Source organism: Sphingobacterium sp., from assembly GCF_039596235.1.
Lineage (GTDB): Bacteria > Bacteroidota > Bacteroidia > Sphingobacteriales > Sphingobacteriaceae > Sphingobacterium.
In genome coordinates this window covers 150,201-169,418 of sequence record NZ_JBCNKE010000009.1, presented here as the reverse complement: position 1 = coordinate 169,418, position 19,218 = coordinate 150,201, and the positions used below count along the sequence as shown (strand labels likewise).

Here is a 19,218-nt window from a genome sequence, read left to right as displayed (position 1 = left end):
GACAAAAACTTATAGCGTATGATTATATGAGATAGACTAACAGCACATATTTACACTCCGTTGATTTAGATGCTATCGCTCAATATCCTTTAAACTGCTCATTTTCTTATATTCCAGGAATCCTTTGATATCTTCAAAATGTTCACGTACACGCTTATTTCCAAACTCAAATACTTTCTCTGCTAAGCCGTCCAAAAAGTCACGGTCGTGTGAAACAAGGATCAATGTACCATCAAAATCCTTTAAGGCATCTTTGATAATGTCCTTGGTCTTCATGTCCAAATGGTTGGTCGGCTCATCGAGGATCAACACATTCACCGGCTCCAGAAGTAGTTTTATCATCGCCAGACGGGTTCGCTCACCGCCGGATAATACTTTAACTTTTTTCGTCGTGTCGTCTCCGCTGAACATAAAAGCTCCCAGAAGATCTTTCATTTTTACACGTACATCGCCTACTGCGATTTGGTCGATGGTATCAAATACAGTCAGTTCGCCATCCAATAAAGCGGCCTGGTTCTGGGCAAAGTAACCGATCTTCGCATTATGGCCTATCTTTAGCGTACCTTCAAAATCTATTTCACCCATAATCGCTTTGATCATAGTCGATTTACCCTCACCGTTCTTACCCACAAAAGCAACTTTTTCTCCACGCTCAATCACCATATTGGCTTTTTGGAATACGACATGATCGTCATATGCTTTGCTAAGATCTTCCACAATCACAGGATATTGGCCCGAGCGCGGTGAAGGTGGGAATTTGAGACGCAAGGCCGAAGTATCTACTTCGTCAATTTCGATAATTTCCAGCTTTTCCAACATCTTAACACGTGACTGCACCTGCAAGGTTTTCGAGTAAGTACCTCTGAAACGATCAATGAATTCCTGATTGTCAGCAATAAAACGTTGCTGCTCCTCATAGGCTTTCAGCTGATGCTGACGTCTTTCCTGACGCAGTTCCAAGTAATGGCTATACTTAGCTCTATAGTCATAAATACGGCCCATCGTCACCTCAATGGTACGATTGGTGATATTATCGACAAAGGCTCTATCGTGTGATATAACAATAACTGCTTTTGCCGAATTCACAAGGAAATCCTCCAACCATTGGATACTCTCGATATCCATGTGGTTGGTAGGCTCATCCAACAAAATCAGATCAGGTTTTTTCAATAATATTTTGGCTAGTTCGATACGCATACGCCAGCCTCCGGAAAATTCCGACGTCTGTCTGGTAAAATCCGATCGTTCAAAACCAAGCCCTTTTAGCACCTTTTCTACCTCTGCATCGTAATTGACCTCTTCGATCGAATAAAACTTCTCGCTCAGCTCTGACACCCGTTCGATCAATTGCATATAATCATCCGACTCATAATCCGTACGGATATTCAGCTGCTCGTTCAGCTGTTCCAACTCATCCCGCATCCCGTAGACCTCCTCGAACGCTTTCGAAGTCTCCTCAAAGACAGTTACATTGTCCTCGGTCAGCAAGTGCTGCGGTAGATAGGCAATAACCGCGTCTTTTGGCCACGCGACATTACCCGTTGTAGGCTTGCCCACCCCGGCGATAATTTTCAACAGGGTAGATTTACCCGCACCGTTCTTACCCATCAATGCAATCTTATCATTCTCATTGATCGAGAAAGAAACATCCGAAAAAAGAGTCGTTCCCCCAAAGGAAACAGAAATATTATTTACGTCAATCACTGTATGTACACTTAAATTTGCCACAAAGATAAGCGAATCAATCTTATAAATAGACAATGGATCATTTTTGTGTATCTTTGCGCCATGCGTTTTGATATTATTACGGTCTTACCAGACCTTTTGGAAAGTCCATTTGCACACTCTATTTTGCAACGTGCAAAGAATAAAGGCCTCGCGGAGATATATGTACACAATTTAAGAGATTACTCAACAAATAAGCACAAAAGTGTGGACGATTACCCCTATGGCGGTGGCTCCGGCATGGTGCTACAGATCGAACCCTTCGCCAAATGTATTGAACAATTGCAGGCCGAACGGACATACGATGAAATCATCTATATGACTCCAGACGGTGAAACATTCAATCAGGATATCGCAAACGGGCTCTCGACCAAAAGTAACATGATGATTCTCTGTGGTCACTACAAAGGTATAGACCAACGCATCCGGGACATATACGTGACCAAGGAAATCTCGGTGGGTGATTATGTCCTGTCTGGCGGCGAACTTCCGGCAGCAATTGTTACAGACGCAATCATCCGTCTGATCCCCGGAGTTTTGTCCGATGAAACCTCCGCACTTTCGGATTCTTTTCAGGACGGATTGCTCGATGCACCGATCTATACACGCCCGGCAGACTGGAAAGGGCATAAAGTACCCGATATTCTACTCAGTGGACATGAAGCAAACATCGCTACCTGGAAGCACGAACAACAGCTAAAAAGAACCCAGGAGAGACGTCCTGATTTATTAAATGATTAAGAAATAAGGTGAATTTTTGTTTTTTTATCACAAAAAGTTTGCTTATTTATTTTTTTTTATAAATTTGTGTAATAATGACACGAAGATATACAAATACAAATTGGTGGTGGCCTGGAGCAATAAGCATCGGGAATCAATTGGTATTGTCATAATATTTCATAATCAACCAAAACCATTTATGGAAATTCCAAACCCGATGCTAACCCGTATCGGGTTTTTTTATGTATAAAAATTATCAACGCGAATAAAAGAATAAAATGAAGTATAAATTCAAAACACAGAGCAGAAAGTTGCTCGCCGACACAACAACACCGGTGAGTATTTATCTTCGATTACGGGATATCTTTCCAAATTCACTGCTATTGGAAAGTTCCGACTACCATAGCCGTGACAACAATATCAGCTATATCTGTTGCCAGCCCATTGCAGGAATCCAGCTGGATGAGCGCGAGTTGACCTTAACCTATCCCGGAAAAGAACGTATTGTCAAAAACGCCCAAGAAATTGAATTGCGTCAGGAAGTTTCCGATTTCCGGAATTCTTTTGAAGATTCGACAGTAGCCGAACTGAACCTAATCTCAAACGGGCTATTCGGGTACTTTACTTTTGACTGCATTGAACATTTTGAGGATATCAAACTGACAACAGCTATCGATCCGGCCCGGAAAATACCGTTTATGCAGTATCACGTCTACAAATATGTGATCGCCATCGACCATTTCCGTAATCAGCTTTATATCTTCGAACACCTTTTGGAAGATGAGGAGTCCGAGCTGGAACGCATGCAATTCCTGATCCAGAACAAAAACTTTCCGGAGTACACATTCAAGTTAGCCGGAGAGGAAAGTTCCAATCGTAGCGACGAGGATCACCGTGAACTGGTTAAGAAGATGAAGGAACATATCCAACGTGGCGATGTCTTCCAGATCGTTCCGTCCCGTGGTTTCCGGACCCCGTTCTCGGGCGACGAATTTAATGTCTACCGCGCTTTACGCTCGATTAACCCCTCCCCTTACCTATTCTATTTTGATTATGGTGATTTTAAACTATTCGGTTCATCCCCCGAAGCACAATTGCGCATCCATGGCAAGCAGGCGACAATCTTCCCGATTGCCGGAACATTCAAAAGAACGGGGAACATGGAAGAAGACCAAAAAATTGCCTCTAGGCTAAAGCAGGATCCAAAAGAAACCTCCGAGCATGTGATGTTGGTGGATCTTGCCCGTAATGATCTGAGCAGACACTGTACCCAGGTTAAAGTAGAATCGTATATGGAGCCACAGTATTATTCGCATATCATCCACTTGGTTTCGAAGGTAACAGGGGTATTAAAGGATAATATCAACCCATTCGATATTGTTGGAGACACCTACCCGGCTGGAACACTCTCTGGAGCTCCTAAGCACATGGCATTGACACTCATTGACCGCTACGAAGGTTTGCAGCGCTCTTTTTACTCTGGAGCGATTGGCTTTATGGGTTTTAATGGTGATTTCAATCACGCCATCATGATTCGCTCATTCCTGAGCAAACAAAATACTTTACATTATCAGGCTGGCGGCGGAATTGTACTGGATTCAGATCCGGAAATGGAACTCCAGGAAGTCAACAATAAAATAGCTGCTTTGCGAAAAGCATTACAATTAGCAGAAACGTTATGATCAGACCATTAGAATACTGTGTCAATACCCAACATATCAATGTTTCCATAGACACCATCGACAACCGCATCGTTGAATTACTGGCCTTACGGAAGACCTATCTCAATAAGGCGAAAGTGTTGCAGGATGATACAGATAACAAACAAAATAGGATAAAAAATATCAGTAGCAATCAGGTAACATTGGCAAAGAAATTTGATCTGCCAGTAGAATTTGTCCAAGCGATATTTGATGAAATAGATAATTACTTTAATCAGGACTATACAACAAGAGGTTATGAGCAACAATAAAATCGTTGTCATTGACAATTACGATTCATTCACCTATAATTTGGTTCATTTGCTCCAGGAGTTGGGACAGGACTATGTGGTGTTGAGAAATGATAAATTCAAACTAGAAGAGCTGGAAGCATTCGATAAAATCCTTCTTTCCCCCGGCCCTGGAATTCCCGAAGAGGCGGGCTTACTGCTTGATGTGATCCGTACTTATGCGCCACACAAGAGTATATTAGGTATCTGTTTGGGGCAACAGGCAATCGCCGAAGTATTTGGCGGCACACTATTTAATATGGAAAAGCCGCTACATGGAGTTGCAACCAACATTATCGTAACCGATGAATCCGAAAAGCTATTTCAGGATTTTCCGAAAGATTCCAAAATAGGACGCTACCATTCATGGGCAGTGAACAAAGATACTTTGCCAGACACACTTAAAGTGACGGCAGTAGACGAGAATGGTATCATCATGGCACTGACACATACGGAGTATGATGTGCGAGGCATGCAGTTCCACCCCGAATCTGTGCTGACAACAAATGGAAAAAAATTAATTGAAAACTGGTTATCTTAATACTACAAATGACTATACTCGATAAAATCATTGAACGAAAAAGAATAGAGGTAGAAAAAGCCAAAGCGCAGGTCTCTGCCGAGGAACTGTTGAACTACCCCTATTTCAGCGTAGCCTGTCTTTCATTACGGGAATCTATATTAGATCCCGAAAAAACGGGGATTATTGCTGAATATAAACGCGCATCACCCTCAAAAGGCGATATCAACAGTACGGCAAAAGTCGAAGATGTCGTCAAAGCCTATGAAGAAGCTGGTGCCTCGGCCGTATCCGTGCTGACCGATGGCGAGTTTTTCAAGGGCAATTTGGCAGATCTCTCCAAAGCAAGGGAAGCAATTAACATCCCTATTTTGCGCAAAGAATTCATTGTCGACAAATACCAGATTACCGAAGCCAAGGCTTATGGTGCCGATGTCATCCTCTTAATAGCAGCCTGCCTCAAAAAGGAAGAAGTTCAGGAATTTGCCGCTTATGCCCATCAGATCGGACTCAATGTGTTGCTTGAAGTACACAATGAGCAAGAACTTTTGGACAATCTTTTTGATGATATTGATGCCATTGGTGTCAATAATAGAAACCTGAAAGATTTCACCGTCGATATACAACATTCGTATGATCTTTTGGATAAGATTCCGTCTGAATACATCAAAGTATCTGAAAGTGGCATTTCTGATCCCAAAACAATTAAAGCATTGAAAAAGGCTGGTTTCCAAAGCTTTTTAATCGGAGAAAATTTTATGAAAACCTCCGATCCGGGCAAAGCGATCAAAGATTTTGTAAATGAGATCTGATTTTATTCAAAATAAAATCTGGATAAGAGTGTCTTTACTGACTATATACAGAAATGACATCTTGAAAAAACCTTCATGACCAGATGCACGACCAGCGATGAAAATCAACTGAAGGTTCTTTCTGACCAATAGAAAACAGGTTTCAGAAAAAAGAGGTTATCCCTAGGCAAGCCAGTTCTCAGCAAATATACCTTCAATACCGGAAGGTATATTTGCTTTCATAGGAAAATTCAATCCCGACAACAGCCCTATCCTTCAGCTACCGTTTCGGTGGTTCGCGGAATACAACAGCGCTACGCGTTCTGAGACATAAAAAGTCGTCGCTAAACTCATGACAGTTAGCTAACTTAATACTAATCCCAAATTTTGTACCTTTGTAAAAAATTTTTGAAAATGTCGGTCAAGATTGGTGAAAATATTGATTTGGGTGAATTCCCTTTGTTATTAGCTCCGATGGAGGATGTGAGTGATCCACCATTTCGCTATGTATGCAAACAGAATGGTGTTGATTTAATGTATACTGAATTTATTTCTTCCGAAGGGCTTATTCGTGATGCTGCTAAATCTGTTCAGAAACTTGATATTTTTGAATATGAGCGGCCGATCGGTATTCAGATATTTGGTGGAGATATCGAAAGTATGCGACAATCAGCTGAAATCTGTACAAAAGCAAATCCAAATCTCATCGATATTAATTACGGTTGCCCGGTTAAGAAAGTGGTCTGTAAGGGCGCTGGCTCATCCCTATTGCAAGACATCGATAAGATGGTTGCAATGACCAAAGCTGTTGTTGAGGCGACTCATCTACCGGTGACGGTAAAAACACGTCTTGGCTGGGATGATAATACCAAAAATGTATACGAAGTAGCTGAACGCTTGCAAGACGTCGGCATCAAAGCATTAGCGATACATGGCCGTACCCGTGCGCAATTGTATAAAGGTCAAGCGGACTGGTCGATGATCCGTGATATCAAACGCAATCCACGCATTCAGATTCCAATTTTTGGGAATGGCGATGTGGATTCAGTCGAAAAAGCAGCGGCCTGGAGACAGGAATACGAGGTTGATGGCATTATGATCGGTCGTGCGGCTATTGGTTACCCTTGGATCTTTAGAGAGATCAAGCATTTCTTCCATACTGGTGAACGCCTGGAGGGACCTACAATTGCTGAACGGGTTGAGGTATGTAGAACACACTTAAACAAATCCATTGAATGGAAAGGCGATAAATTAGGAATCTTTGAAATGCGGAGACATTACGCAAATTATTTCAAAGGAATTCCAAATTTTAAAGAGTCCAGAATGAAACTCGTCAGCTTACAGACGCAGGATGAGATTTTGGATGTACTCCATGATATCGAACATAACTTCGAAACTGAAGTATTTTAAGATTTCCAATAATTGAAAAAGGCGACAACCAAATTAAGTTGTCGCCTTTTTTATGCCCTGAACAAACCAGCTATTTTCTTCGAATCAATTTCATCAGCCCATTCTTCTCAAGGAAAAAAGTAACACCAAGCAACATCAGAAGCATAGCGTTTCCAATCCAGATATTACTATGAAAAATCTGGAAGCTCAACCAGGAAATCAAAAGTCCTACGCCGAGATAGGCCGAAATCTTAACCATCTTATAGGGGATCGGATAATACTTCTGGCCCCAATAAAGTGAAAAACCGATCATAACCAAATAGACTACGGTTGTTGATAAAACCGCACCTACATAGGAATAACTCGGGATAAGCCAAATATTGAGCAGTATGGTGATTAAAGCTCCTATTCCAGAAATATAAAGTGCGTAACGCGTCTGATCAGTTAACTTATACCAAATTGATAGATTCATATATATACCAAGAAGTACATAATTGAAAAGGAGTATCGGAACAATTTTAAGTCCTGTCCAGTATATTGCGATCTCTTTTTCATTGCCCTTGATAAAATACTTTAGCCAATCCAGATTAACGGTCAATCCAACCATTGCAATTACCATCAAAATAACAAAATACTCCATGATTAATGCATAGGTTTTCGACGCATTTTGGTTCTTCGAATAGGAAAAGAAGAACGGTTCGGCTCCCAATCTAAAGGCCGTAACAAATAAGCTTAGGAATACAGCTAATTTAGCAACCGCACCATATATGCCAAGATCCCGAATTCCTACTTCACCAGGGAGCAGCTTAGGGAAAAACATCTTATCTAAGTTTTCATTAATAATGAATGAAATATTGGCTATTAATATCGGGAAACTATACGTCAGCATTTGATTCATTAACTTCCGGTCTAATTTCAAGCGAAATGCCATCAATTCAGGCAACAGCAAAATCAATGTAACCACACTGGCAAACAGGTTTGAAATAAAGACATAACCTATCCAGCCTTCTTTAAACCATGTTCCGGCAAAATTCGCCCAAAAGCTGTACTGATGAACCCAATCAGGCAAGAAATAAATAAAAAACAGGTTTGAAATCACGGTAATACCGATATTGACGAATTTCAATGCACTGTATTTATACGGCCTACCCTCTGCACGCAGCTTTGTAAATGGCACAACTGCCAGCGCATCCGCAACAAGGATAAAAGCAAAATACTTAATGTACTGTTCATATAGGTCCACATCAGCACCATCCGCAAACCATGCCGCAATAGGCCGTGTAAACACAAAAACAGATAACAGTAGAATGCCTGAACTAACTAAAGTAACAAAGAAACTATTATTGTAGACCTTACTTTTATCTTGTGGTTCGACCTTTTGAAGATAGCGAAAATAGGTTGTTTCCATACCAAATGCCAACACCGCATTCAACATAGACATCCAGGCATAAAAATTAGAATAGATACCATATACTGCCGCATCTTTAAATTTGCGGAGGTAAAGAGGCGTCATCAAAAACCCTATCATTCTCGAAACAATAGTAGTTACGCCATAGATAACGGTATCACTGAGAAATTTCTTAATTGCTGACACTAGGCTTTAGGATTGAACTCTTTTAATCACTTCAAAATTAGAAAAGCCTTTTAGTTCGCCTTCCTTAACTTCAACAGCTTCAACATTTGCATCTTCCGGACCTTCCTGGCAGAAGTCCAACAATGAATCAAGTGCAAAATCATCACCCTCCGCCTCGATATAGACAGATCCATCTTTTTGGTTGAGTACAAAGCCTTTTACACCAACCTGATCCGCAACGGCTTTGGCCGTCAACCGAAAAAAGACCCCCTGTACTTTACCCCTTATCGAAATATTCAAATGTTTCATAAGAGCAAAAGTACAGAAGTTTTTGTGGAATTAAATACTATGCTAAACGTTTGATTTTAACTTTATCTGTCAAACGCATGTGTTCCATACCTTGGAGTAGAACAATGCCCGGCTTTTTACCCACTTCCAGAGATCCATACACATCCTGGATGTTCAACGCAATAGCCCCATTGATCGTCGCCCATTGGATAGTTTGCAGAAAATCCAAATCTTCGAAATGTTCATGCAATACCTTCAATTCCTCCAATACCGAAAGTGTATCATTCGACGCCAAACTGTCTGTTCCGATAACCAGCGGCTGTCCTGCATTTATAAAATTATGGATCTTTGGTAAAGCACCTTCGATATATAAATTTGCTTTTGGACACAAACACCACACAACATCCCGATCCATACGCTCCACAAAATCCAAATCTTTTAGTGATGTATACGTATTATGAACTAACAACAACTTATTCGGATAAGGCAGATAAGGCAAATAAGACTGTATCGAATTCCGGGCTTGCGCTTTAATGGAATCTGCATTTTTACCAATGCTCTTATAGAAATCCAGAAATTCACCCGTTTTGTATCTAAATAACTTATTCTCCTCGTCACTCTCCTGGTTATGGATACTTATAATATTGGTCTCCGCTACTGCTTTTTTGAATTTCTTGAAGAGCGCTTTTGAACAGGAATAGGGTGCGTGTGGCGTAATAGACACATGGCCATTCCTGAATTCCTGAGTCAAGGATTTAGCTTCCTTTAATTTAAAATCAGCTTCTTCAGGCTCAACCCCAATAACTTCCACAAATGTATGATAAAGTATTTGCGATGCTTCCTTCAGGGTAGAAGAATTATCTGTATTTGCATGGTCACCCACCGCAACAATACCATTTTCGTACATCTCCTTATCCGCTTTTGCCATCGCATCATCCATTTTCTTCATGGAGGCATTACGCGATGTCATTACTTGACTTAGGAAGTTTGGTAGCCCGGTACCTCTCGGTACTACGCCTTTCATATGTGACAATTCGAGATGACAATGGGCATTGATAAAACCTGGAATAATTACGCCCTCATACCTTTCGATTTTGGCTTTTTCAGTCAAAGTAAATGACGCGGGGTCATAAATACCCTGGATTGTTCCCTCCTCATCTACCGCAACAATACCATCTTTTATGGGCATCGCAGTAATCGGTAGAATATAATTTGCGCTTAAATATTTTAACATTTTATCTCCTCACTCTCAAATTAGTAATTAAAAATTTTTGACCGATATGAATACATACTAGCAGTAGAAAATTCTTTGGCAAGGTACCTAAAAAGAACAATAAATACCAAAAACAAGCCTAAACGTAAAATTTTAAACCATAAGGAAATTTTAACAGATTTTTAACTAGAATGGTTTTTTGTCAAAAAATAGACCAGGCTATACCATTCCAATTTTAATTTATATATTCGCACCGTCGAATAGGGGTGCCTTGTTTTGTCAGAAACACAAATAAAGGCTGAGATTATACCCAACAGATTCAATTCTGTGCACCTGATCCAGGTAATGCTGGCGGAGGGAGAGGTTAGTTAAATAGAACGATCGTAGTGACCCCTTTCTATGATTTGTTTAACTTAAACAAAATACATCAACATGATCAAATTTTTGATTTGTAGCGCTTTAGCTACCACTTTATGTCAAATTGTTGTTGCTCAGCACAATTTGACTATTAAAACTGTAGACAAGAACACACAGAAGCCCCTACAAAATGCATCCGTTTCCATCGATGGGCAGACTTCTTATACAACCAAATCGGATAAAGACGGCCTGATCAAACTATATAATATCGAAAAAGGAAAACATGTTATTCAGGTTTCATTTGTAGGGTATCAGACTTGGACCCAAAGCCTGAATATGGAGCGCGACCTGACATTGACGGTTCAACTTGATCCCAAAACAATTCGTACCGAAGAGGTACTTGTCGTAGCTACAAGAGCTAAAAAGAACGCTCCAACGACATTCAAGAATATCTCAAAAGAAGAGATTTCGCGCAATAATCTGGGACAGGATATCCCCTACCTCTTGAATCAGACCCCTTCTGTCCAGGTAAACTCCGATGCAGGAGCTGGTATAGGCTATACAAATATGACAATCCGAGGCTCGGACAACCAACGTATCAATGTGACCTTAAACGGTATTCCACTAAATGATGCTGAGAGTATGGGCTCATTCTTTGTCAATCTGCCGGATTTCGCCTCCTCCACAGAAAGCATCCAGGTACAGCGGGGTATCGGAACTTCGACAAACGGTGCGGGTTCGTTCGGTGCTTCACTGAATATTCAGTCCAATACTTTAGCCGAACAACCTTATGCTGAACTTAATAATTCCTTCGGTTCTTACAGCACATGGAAAAATACGGTAAAGCTCGGGACTGGTTTGATCAACGACAAATTCGCTTTCAACGCACGGTTATCTAGAATCAGCAGTAATGGTTATATTGAAAGAGGCTCCTCAGACCTACAATCCTTTTATATCGACGGTGGCTACTATGGTAAGAAACATATTCTAAAAGGGATCGTTTTCTGGGGAAAAGAAAAAACATATCAGGCCTGGAACGGGGTACCAGAACCATTGATTACCGGTGACAGATCCCGTATGGATGATTATGCAGATAATGGCTTATATGTATCTGGCAAAGAAAAAGACCGCTTTATGAATGCTGGGCGAAACTATAACCTTTATACGTACAAAAACCAAACGGACAACTATACGCAAAAGCATCACCAGATCCACTACACCAATATCCTCAGTGATAAGCTCACATTGAATACCGCCTTACATTATACAAGAGGTTATGGCTACTATGAGGAGATGAGACCGGAGGACAAATTAAGTAAATATGGACTGCCAGACGTCATTATTGGTCAGGATACCATCAAAAAAACAGATCTGGTCCGTAGAAGATGGTTAGATAATTATTTCTACGGCATGACCTATGCCTTGAATTACAAACCTAATGATCAACTTGAAATTATCTGGGGCGGTGCGTACAACCAATATAAAGGCAAACATTATGGAGAAGTAATCTGGGCTCAATATGCTTCGACAGGATTTATAGACGACAAATATTATTTTGGAAAGTCGCAGAAAAATGACTTCAGCAATTTCTTAAAAGTGGATTACAAATTGGATAACTGGATCCTAATGGCTGACGTACAGTACAGAAATGTAGACTACAAAATGTACGGCGACGATGATAAGGTCAAAAACTATAACTACCACCCCAAATTTAATTTTCTAAATCCCAAAGCCGGAGCAACCTATCTATTAAATGATCATGCAAATATCTATGCTTCTTATGCCTTTGCGCAAAAAGAACCCGTCCGCAAGGATTTCATTGAGAAAAACAGCCAACTTCCGGATCCAACGCCAGAAAAAATGCAGGATATCGAAATTGGATATAGATTCAGCAATACCAAATTTAATATTGGATTGAATGGATATGGCATGTTTTATAAAGATCAATTAATTCCTACTGGTGCGATCAGTGATACCGGTGCTCCGATCCGTCAAAATGTGAAAGACAGCTATCGAATTGGATTGGAATTTGACGGAACCTGGAACATCAATAAGCAATTGAACTGGAAGGCTACCGCTACTGTCAGCCAGAACAGGATCAAGAATTTTGAGGAAGTCATCGGCGATCTCACAATTGCCTATCCAAAGACTGATATCGCTCTGTCTCCAAATACGATTATATCCAGTAACTTCTCCTATAGTCCTATTGAACCGCTCACATTCTCATTGCTATCAAAGTATGTGGGAAGACAATATCTTGATAATTCATCTGCAAAAGAAAGGAGCATTTCCTCCTATTTTGTCAACAATTTGTTAGCGAACTATAGTTTTACGGCTTTAGGCATCAAAAACATCAGTGCGACTTTACAGGTCAACAATATACTCAACGAAAAGTACGAAACGAATGGTTACACCTTTGGCTGGATGGAAGGCGATACCAGAAAATATTATAATTTCTACTTCCCACAGGCGCCTACAAACTTTATGTTGGGCCTGAACATGAAATTTTAACAATTACGTCCTCCGGATCTATAAAAGCCTCCTTCTCTTAAATAGAAAGGGAGGTTTTTTATTTTAGCACCAATAAATACGAGATTGGGCCTTTTTGACGATTGGAATTTTTAACTTTGGTTTTATACTTTTCATTATGCGCGCAGTAATACAACGGGTAAAACATGCTTCCTGTACCGTCGATGAGCAGATCACGGGGCAAATTCAAAAAGGTTTAGTGATCCTATTGGGAGTAGAAGAAGCTGATACAATTGAAGACTTACAATGGTTAGCACAAAAATTCGTTAACCTACGTATTTTTGAAGATGAACAGGGCTTAATGAATAAATCCATACTGGACATTGGTGGTAATATCCTACTGATTTCACAGTTCACCTTATTTGCACAGACAAAAAAAGGGAATCGACCATCATTTATTCGGGCCGCAAAGCCGGATAGCGCCAAACCACTTTATGAAGAAATGGCCAAGTTGCTTTCCCAACTGATCGGGCAACCCGTTCAGCTTGGAATATTTGGAGCGGACATGAAAATAAATCTCTTGAATGACGGTCCGGTTACCATAATAATGAACACAAAAGATAAGGACAATTTTTAAACTACTTAATCCAAAAAAATGACAATCAAAGAAGCACAGGAAGTAATTGATAAATGGATCAATACGACAGGAATACGCTATTTCAACGAATTGACAAATACAGCCATGCTTATGGAAGAAGTCGGTGAAGTCGCCCGGATTATGGCTAGACAATATGGCGAACAGTCATTCAAAAAATCAGATAAAGAAGTTAACCTGGCGGATGAAATGGCCGATGTACTGTTTGTCTTAATCTGTCTTGCAAATCAAACGGGCATAGACCTGACTGAGGCATTGGAAAAGAATCTGCAAAAGAAATCTATCCGGGACGCGGATCGTCATAAAAACAACGAAAAATTAAAATAAGACCTTTATACGTATCCGAGGGTTAATATCAATCTTAGACACAATTTTAGAGTAGATATGATGAATAAACTATTTATTATTTATTCGCTTGTAGGAAGTTTATTATTCGCTTCCTGTTCCAATACCCACAGGCAGCTTGACTCCTATCATAAAGCTACTCCTGCGACTTTTAACAAAGCAGCTGTAGTCACTGCCCATCCCCTAGCGTCCGAAGTTGGGGTGATGATCCTGAAAAAGGGCGGAAACGCGATTGACGCTGCTGTCGCGGTTCAGTTCGCACTTGCCGTAGTCTATCCGAATGCAGGCAATATAGGCGGCGGTGGATTTATGCTGTATCGTGATCACCAAGGTCAATATGATGCATTGGACTTTCGGGAAACTGCTCCCAAAAAGGCGCACCGCGATATGTATCTCGATGCGCAAAACAATGTTATTCCCGATCTGAGCCTGTACAGTCAATTGGCATCGGGCGTGCCCGGTTCTGTTGCCGGTATGTGGGACGCGCATCAAAAATATGGGAAGCTGGCCTGGAAAGAGCTACTGGCTCCAGCGATTGAGCTCGCCAAAAAAGGTTTTAAGATCAGTGAAAGACAAGCCAGCGAATTTGAGAGTCATAAGGAACGTTTTGTCAAGCTGAATCCTAAGGGAGCAGCAATTATCAGAAATACAACATGGAAAACCGGGGACCTATTCGTACAGCAAGATCTTGCCAATACCATCGAAAGAATTGCCAATGAGGGACGCGACGGCTTCTATAAAGGAAAAACGGCAGATTTGCTCGTTGCCGAGATGAACAGAGGTAAAGGGATCATTACCCATGAAGACCTCATCGGCTACAAGGCGCTTTGGCGTACCCCTATTGCATCAACTTATAGAGGTCACAAGGTTGTTTCTATGCCACCACCATCGAGCGGCGGAACTTCCCTACTGGCTTTATTAAAGTCTGTTGAACAATTCCCGCTCCGTCGTTGGGGATTTCAGACAGACTCTACGATACGTGTCATTGTTGAAGCAGAACGTTACGTATATGCCAATAGAGCCAAATATTTAGGGGATCCTGATTTTATCAATGTCCCTGTACAGCAATTGGTCGATTCCTCGATAAATGCCGCTAAACTCAACCCTTTTAATTTTCATCAGGCGACATTGAGTAAAAACGTCAATGCAGATGTTATTCCAGGCTATGAAAGCGAACAAACAACACATTTTAATATTGTTGATGAGCAAGGAAATGCGGTTTCCATCACCACGACACTCAATGATTCCTATGGATCCGGTGTCATCGTGGACGGAGCAGGATTTCTTTTGAACAACGAAATGGACGATTTCTCCATAAAGACCGGTGTACCCAATATGTATGGCCTGACCGGAGAAAAGGCAAATGAAATCCAGCCGGGAAAAAGGATGTTGAGTTCCATGACACCCACCATTCTTGAGAAGAACGGCAAGCTTTTTATGGTGGTAGGGACACCGGGCGGATCAACAATTATTACCTCCGTTTTCCAAACTATATTAAATGTGATCGACTTTGGACAAAATGCACAGTCCGCTGTGAGTTCACCCCGGTTCCATCATCAATGGCTACCAGACCGCATTGATGTAGAGAAAGATGCGATTGAGGGATCACTCCGGGACAGACTGGCAAAGGATGGTTATGTGATAAATCCCCGCGGAACAATAGGACGTGTAGAAAATATTCTTGTCCTTCCGAACGGCAAATTACAGACCGGAGCCGATCCGCGTGGCGATGATACGGCAAAAGGATATTGATGCTCAACGCGTAATGGCTACTTTTTAAACCGAGGAATCCTTTCGGAAAGAAAAATTTAATTACATTTAATATTAACAATCTAAACTTTTTAAGATATATTTAGTCAAAAAAAATAAATATCAAAACTTTATGTTAAATAAGCACTTTTTCAATGCATTACTAATTTTGGCTGTAGTTGGTTTATTCGTAAGCTGCGGAATAATGAAACCAATGGATTTCACCAACATCAAAGTAGGTATGAATCAACAGGAGGTCATCCAAAAAATAGGTAAGCCAAACCTCGTCGTTGCCTCAAAAAAATACAATGATGGTGTCCTAGAAATATATGAATATATTACTGGGAGTATAGATTCGACACATATTAAACGGAGCTGGTTGCATTTTTTCAATAACGAATTGCAGGAATGGGGCCCGAAAGAAAGTTATTCGCCAAACGATTATGACGAGTATTATAGACGATATCGACATAAACAATAATATATAAAAAAAGCTCAACTGGAAAATCCAGTTGAGCTTTTTTATATCCGGTAGTTTGGATGATCTTACATCATGCCGCCCATACCACCACCCATTGGAGGAGCACCAGCGCCTACAGGGTTTTCTTCAGCTTCATCAGCTAATACACATTCTGTTGTCAACAACATTGAAGCAACTGAAGCTGCATTTTCTAAAGCAATACGAGATACTTTAGTTGGGTCGATTACACCAGCCGCGATTAAGTTCTCATATTGGTCAGTACGCGCATTGTAACCAAAGTCAGCAGTACCTTCTTTTACTTTCTGAACGATTACTGCACCTTCGATACCTGCGTTGTTACAGATTTGACGCAAAGGCTCTTCGATAGCACGTTTGATGATATCGATACCGATCTGCTCATCTTCGTTTTCACCTTTAAGGTTTACCAAAGCTTCAGTAGCACGGATAAATGCAACACCACCACCTGCAACGATACCTTCTTCAACTGCAGCACGAGTTGCGTGTAAAGCATCGTCAACACGGTCTTTTTTCTCTTTCATTTCGACCTCAGTAGTCGCACCTACGTACAATACAGCTACACCACCTGACAATTTTGCCAAACGCTCTTGTAATTTTTCACGATCGTAGTCAGAAGTTGTTGTTTCGATTTGTGAACGGATTTGAGCAACGCGCGCTTTGATATCTTCTACGTTACCACCACCGTTGATAATTGTTGTATTATCTTTGTCAACTTGAACTTTCTCAGCTTGACCTAAATAAGATAATTCCGCATTCTCCAATTTAAAACCTCTTTCTTCAGAGATTACAGTACCACCAGTTAGGATAGCGATATCTTCTAACATTGCTTTACGACGGTCACCAAAACCTGGAGCTTTTACAGCCGCTACTTTCAGAGAACCACGGATTTTATTGACTACCAATGTCGCCAATGCTTCACCATCTAAGTCCTCAGCAATAATCAATAATGGTTTACCAGTTTGCACTTGTTTTTCCAAGATAGGCAACAATTCTTTCATATTGCTGATTTTCTTGTCGTAGATCAAAATGTAAGGGTTATCCAATTCCGCTTCCATTTTGTCAGAGTTCGTAACAAAGTATGGTGATAAATAACCACGGTCAAATTGCATACCTTCTACAGTTTTTACTTCTGTTTCAGTACCTTTTGCTTCTTCAACTGTGATAACACCATCGTTACCAACTTTTTCCATTGCTTGCGCAATTAAAGAACCAATTACTTCGTCATTATTCGCAGAGATCGCTGCTACTTGTTTGATTTTGTTGTTATCTTGACCAACTGCTTGAGATTGCGATTTCAAGTTAGCAACTACGGTTGCTACAGCTTTGTCAATACCGCGTTTTAAATCCATCGGATTAGCGCCAGCAGCTACAGATTTGATACCTGGAGCAACGATTGCTTGTGCCAATACGGTAGCCGTAGTTGTACCATCACCCGCTTGATCAGCAGTTTTAGAAGCAACTTCTTTTACCATTTGAGCACCCATATTCTCTAAAGCATCTTTCAATTCGATTTCTTTCGCAACTGAAACACCATCTTTAGTAATGACCGGTGCACCGAATTTCTTTTCAATAATTACGTTACGTCCTTTAGGACCCAATGTTACCTTAACCGCATTTGCTAAAGTGTCTACACCTTTTTTAAGGGCCTCACGAGCCTCAACGTTATATTTTACTTGTTTTGCCATTTCTTTAATATTGTATCTTGAGATATTGGTAGAAAAACTCCAATTTTGCGGAGTCTATGTGACTACTTACCTCAGTTTCTAATGTTTTTACTTTGTAATTTTAACTATTGATCGCTTAGATAACAGCGTAAATGTCAGACTCACGCATAATTAAGTACTCTTTTCCTTCGTAAGTAATTTCAGTACCTGCGTATTTTCCGTATAATACTTTATCACCAACTTTCACAGTTAACGGCTCGTCAACTTTACCTGTACCTACAGCAACGACTGTACCTTGAGATGGTTTTTCTTTTGCTGTATCGGGGATATACAACCCTGAAGCTGTTTTTTCTTCTGCTGGAGCAGCTTCTACTACTACTCTGTCTCCGATAGGTTTGATACTTAATGCCATAATTAATTTACTTTTTATCTGTTATTGAATTTTTATTTTTATGTTATAATCGTTATAGACACATCATCTTTTATGCCAATTGTAAATAAGCGGATGTATCAGACAATTTTTCACCGAAAACTTAACATATTAATAAATTAAAGCACATTTCACTGTCACACTGTCACTGTTTATCTGACATCCTTACAAAACCTTTTCTGCTGTTACGCGCACCGCCAATAGGCAAACTTTCGAAACAGATAACGGCATACTTTCACATTCCGCAAACAGCACCTGCTTGAATATGAACAGAAGCCCGCTCTGCTCAATAAGCCGAGCGCAGCGATTCTATGCAGAGCCTAATAAAAAACACGAATCAATAAAACTGACACTTTTAGCAAAAAAAAAAGCCTCGTCTAAATTGTAGACGAGGCTTTAAGAATTTCTTTGTTCGAAACTATTTTTTAGCTTCTTCAGCTGGTTTAGTTGCCGGTGTTGCAGCCGGAGTTTTTTGCTCAGATTGCGTTGGAGCAGCTTGCCCTTGTGTTGCTGGCGTACCTGCAGGTTTCTGCGCTGGCGTACCTAAGTTCAAAGGTCCTTGTTGAGCCGGCACCTCAATTTGACCACCAAGCCCACCTTTAGATGTACTTGGCGATGTGCCCATAATGTTAACACCCAAACTAAAAATCATAATAGCAATCACCATGATCCATGTACCTTTTTCCAAAAAGTCACCTGTGCGTTTTACACCCATTAGGTTTGTTCCACCAGAAAAACCAGATGATAAACCACCACCTTTTGGATTTTGGATTAAAACCAAAAATGCTAAAATAATACTAGCTAATATGATAAGACCAATTAATAATCCTTGCATCTCTTT

General features: G+C 40.6%; 18 protein-coding genes and 1 riboswitch. Of the genes, 11 read left to right on the top strand and 7 right to left on the bottom strand.

Features of this window, described 5'->3' with window-relative positions; translation table 11 throughout:
- Positions 1-72: 72 nt before the first annotated feature.
- On the bottom strand, positions 73-1,704 hold the full coding sequence (locus tag ABDW32_RS18180; protein WP_343565211.1) for an ABC-F family ATP-binding cassette domain-containing protein: 1,632 nt from the start codon (positions 1,702-1,704) through the stop codon (positions 73-75).
- 84 nt (positions 1,705-1,788) lie between these two features.
- Between ABDW32_RS18180 and trmD the strand changes: the two genes are divergently transcribed.
- The 6 genes from trmD (at position 1,789) to dusB (ending at position 7,156) form a co-directional block, all read left to right on the top strand.
- Positions 1,789-2,466 carry a tRNA (guanosine(37)-N1)-methyltransferase TrmD gene (gene trmD / locus ABDW32_RS18175; RefSeq protein ID WP_343564951.1) on the top strand — a complete coding sequence of 226 codons (678 nt, stop codon included), beginning with the start codon at positions 1,789-1,791 and terminating at the stop codon, positions 2,464-2,466.
- A gap of 257 nt (positions 2,467-2,723) precedes the next feature.
- Positions 2,724-4,127, top strand: coding sequence for an anthranilate synthase component I family protein (locus ABDW32_RS18170; protein ID WP_343564949.1), 1,404 nt, complete (start codon positions 2,724-2,726; stop codon positions 4,125-4,127).
- A complete protein-coding gene (locus ABDW32_RS18165) occupies positions 4,124-4,417 on the top strand; it encodes a chorismate mutase (RefSeq protein WP_343564947.1) in 294 nt (97 codons plus the stop codon). The genes ABDW32_RS18170 and ABDW32_RS18165 overlap by 4 nt, the downstream gene beginning before the upstream one ends.
- Positions 4,404-4,976 (top strand): aminodeoxychorismate/anthranilate synthase component II, encoded by a 573-nt coding sequence (locus ABDW32_RS18160; protein WP_343564945.1) that lies wholly within the window; start codon positions 4,404-4,406, stop codon positions 4,974-4,976. The genes ABDW32_RS18165 and ABDW32_RS18160 overlap by 14 nt, the downstream gene beginning before the upstream one ends.
- Positions 4,977-4,984: 8 nt before the next feature.
- Positions 4,985-5,767, top strand: a complete 783-nt coding sequence (trpC, locus tag ABDW32_RS18155) for an indole-3-glycerol phosphate synthase TrpC (protein WP_343564943.1) — start codon at positions 4,985-4,987, stop codon at positions 5,765-5,767.
- Between the two features lie 393 nt (positions 5,768-6,160).
- Entirely contained in the window at positions 6,161-7,156 is a 996-nt protein-coding gene (gene dusB / locus ABDW32_RS18150) for a tRNA dihydrouridine synthase DusB (protein ID WP_343564941.1), read from the top strand.
- Positions 7,157-7,226: 70 nt separating this feature from the next.
- Here the strand turns inward: dusB and ABDW32_RS18145 are convergent, their stop codons facing one another.
- Genes ABDW32_RS18145 through ABDW32_RS18135 form a run of 3 tightly spaced genes read right to left on the bottom strand, consistent with a single transcriptional unit; the run spans position 7,227 to position 10,230 of the window.
- Positions 7,227-8,729: a polysaccharide biosynthesis C-terminal domain-containing protein gene (locus tag ABDW32_RS18145; RefSeq protein WP_343564939.1), complete on the bottom strand. Its 1,503-nt coding sequence runs from the start codon at positions 8,727-8,729 to the stop codon at positions 7,227-7,229.
- Positions 8,730-8,735: 6 nt separating this feature from the next.
- A complete protein-coding gene (locus ABDW32_RS18140) occupies positions 8,736-9,017 on the bottom strand; it encodes an acylphosphatase (protein WP_343564938.1) in 282 nt (93 codons plus the stop codon).
- A 37-nt stretch (positions 9,018-9,054) separates the two neighbouring features.
- Positions 9,055-10,230 (bottom strand): amidohydrolase family protein, encoded by a 1,176-nt coding sequence (locus tag ABDW32_RS18135; protein ID WP_343564936.1) that lies wholly within the window; start codon positions 10,228-10,230, stop codon positions 9,055-9,057.
- Between the two features lie 231 nt (positions 10,231-10,461).
- Positions 10,462-10,587, top strand: a riboswitch (TPP riboswitch).
- A gap of 54 nt (positions 10,588-10,641) precedes the next feature.
- On the opposite strand from ABDW32_RS18135, the gene ABDW32_RS18130 reads away from it, so the two are divergent.
- From ABDW32_RS18130 to ABDW32_RS18110, 5 genes are all read left to right on the top strand, one after another.
- Positions 10,642-13,077 carry a TonB-dependent receptor gene (locus ABDW32_RS18130; RefSeq protein ID WP_343564933.1) on the top strand — a complete coding sequence of 812 codons (2,436 nt, stop codon included), beginning with the start codon at positions 10,642-10,644 and terminating at the stop codon, positions 13,075-13,077.
- A gap of 136 nt (positions 13,078-13,213) precedes the next feature.
- Entirely contained in the window at positions 13,214-13,672 is a 459-nt protein-coding gene (dtd, locus tag ABDW32_RS18125; protein WP_343564930.1) for a D-aminoacyl-tRNA deacylase, read from the top strand.
- A gap of 18 nt (positions 13,673-13,690) precedes the next feature.
- A complete protein-coding gene (locus ABDW32_RS18120) occupies positions 13,691-14,017 on the top strand; it encodes a nucleotide pyrophosphohydrolase (protein WP_104385279.1) in 327 nt (108 codons plus the stop codon).
- Positions 14,018-14,074: 57 nt separating this feature from the next.
- A complete protein-coding gene (ggt, locus tag ABDW32_RS18115) occupies positions 14,075-15,787 on the top strand; it encodes a gamma-glutamyltransferase (protein WP_343564927.1) in 1,713 nt (570 codons plus the stop codon).
- A 130-nt stretch (positions 15,788-15,917) separates the two neighbouring features.
- Positions 15,918-16,265: a hypothetical protein gene (locus ABDW32_RS18110; protein WP_343564926.1), complete on the top strand. Its 348-nt coding sequence runs from the start codon at positions 15,918-15,920 to the stop codon at positions 16,263-16,265.
- A gap of 65 nt (positions 16,266-16,330) precedes the next feature.
- On the opposite strand, the gene groL is transcribed toward ABDW32_RS18110, so the two are convergent.
- From groL to secG, 3 genes are all read right to left on the bottom strand, one after another.
- The gene (gene groL, locus ABDW32_RS18105) at positions 16,331-17,968 is read right to left on the bottom strand and encodes a chaperonin GroEL (protein ID WP_077438196.1); all 1,638 of its coding nucleotides are present in this window, start codon (positions 17,966-17,968) and stop codon (positions 16,331-16,333) included.
- 115 nt (positions 17,969-18,083) lie between these two features.
- Positions 18,084-18,359, bottom strand: a complete 276-nt coding sequence (locus tag ABDW32_RS18100; RefSeq protein WP_028070710.1) for a co-chaperone GroES — start codon at positions 18,357-18,359, stop codon at positions 18,084-18,086.
- A 436-nt stretch (positions 18,360-18,795) separates the two neighbouring features.
- Entirely contained in the window at positions 18,796-19,212 is a 417-nt protein-coding gene (secG, locus tag ABDW32_RS18095) for a preprotein translocase subunit SecG (protein ID WP_343564923.1), read from the bottom strand.
- Between the last annotated feature and the right edge of the window lie 6 nt (positions 19,213-19,218).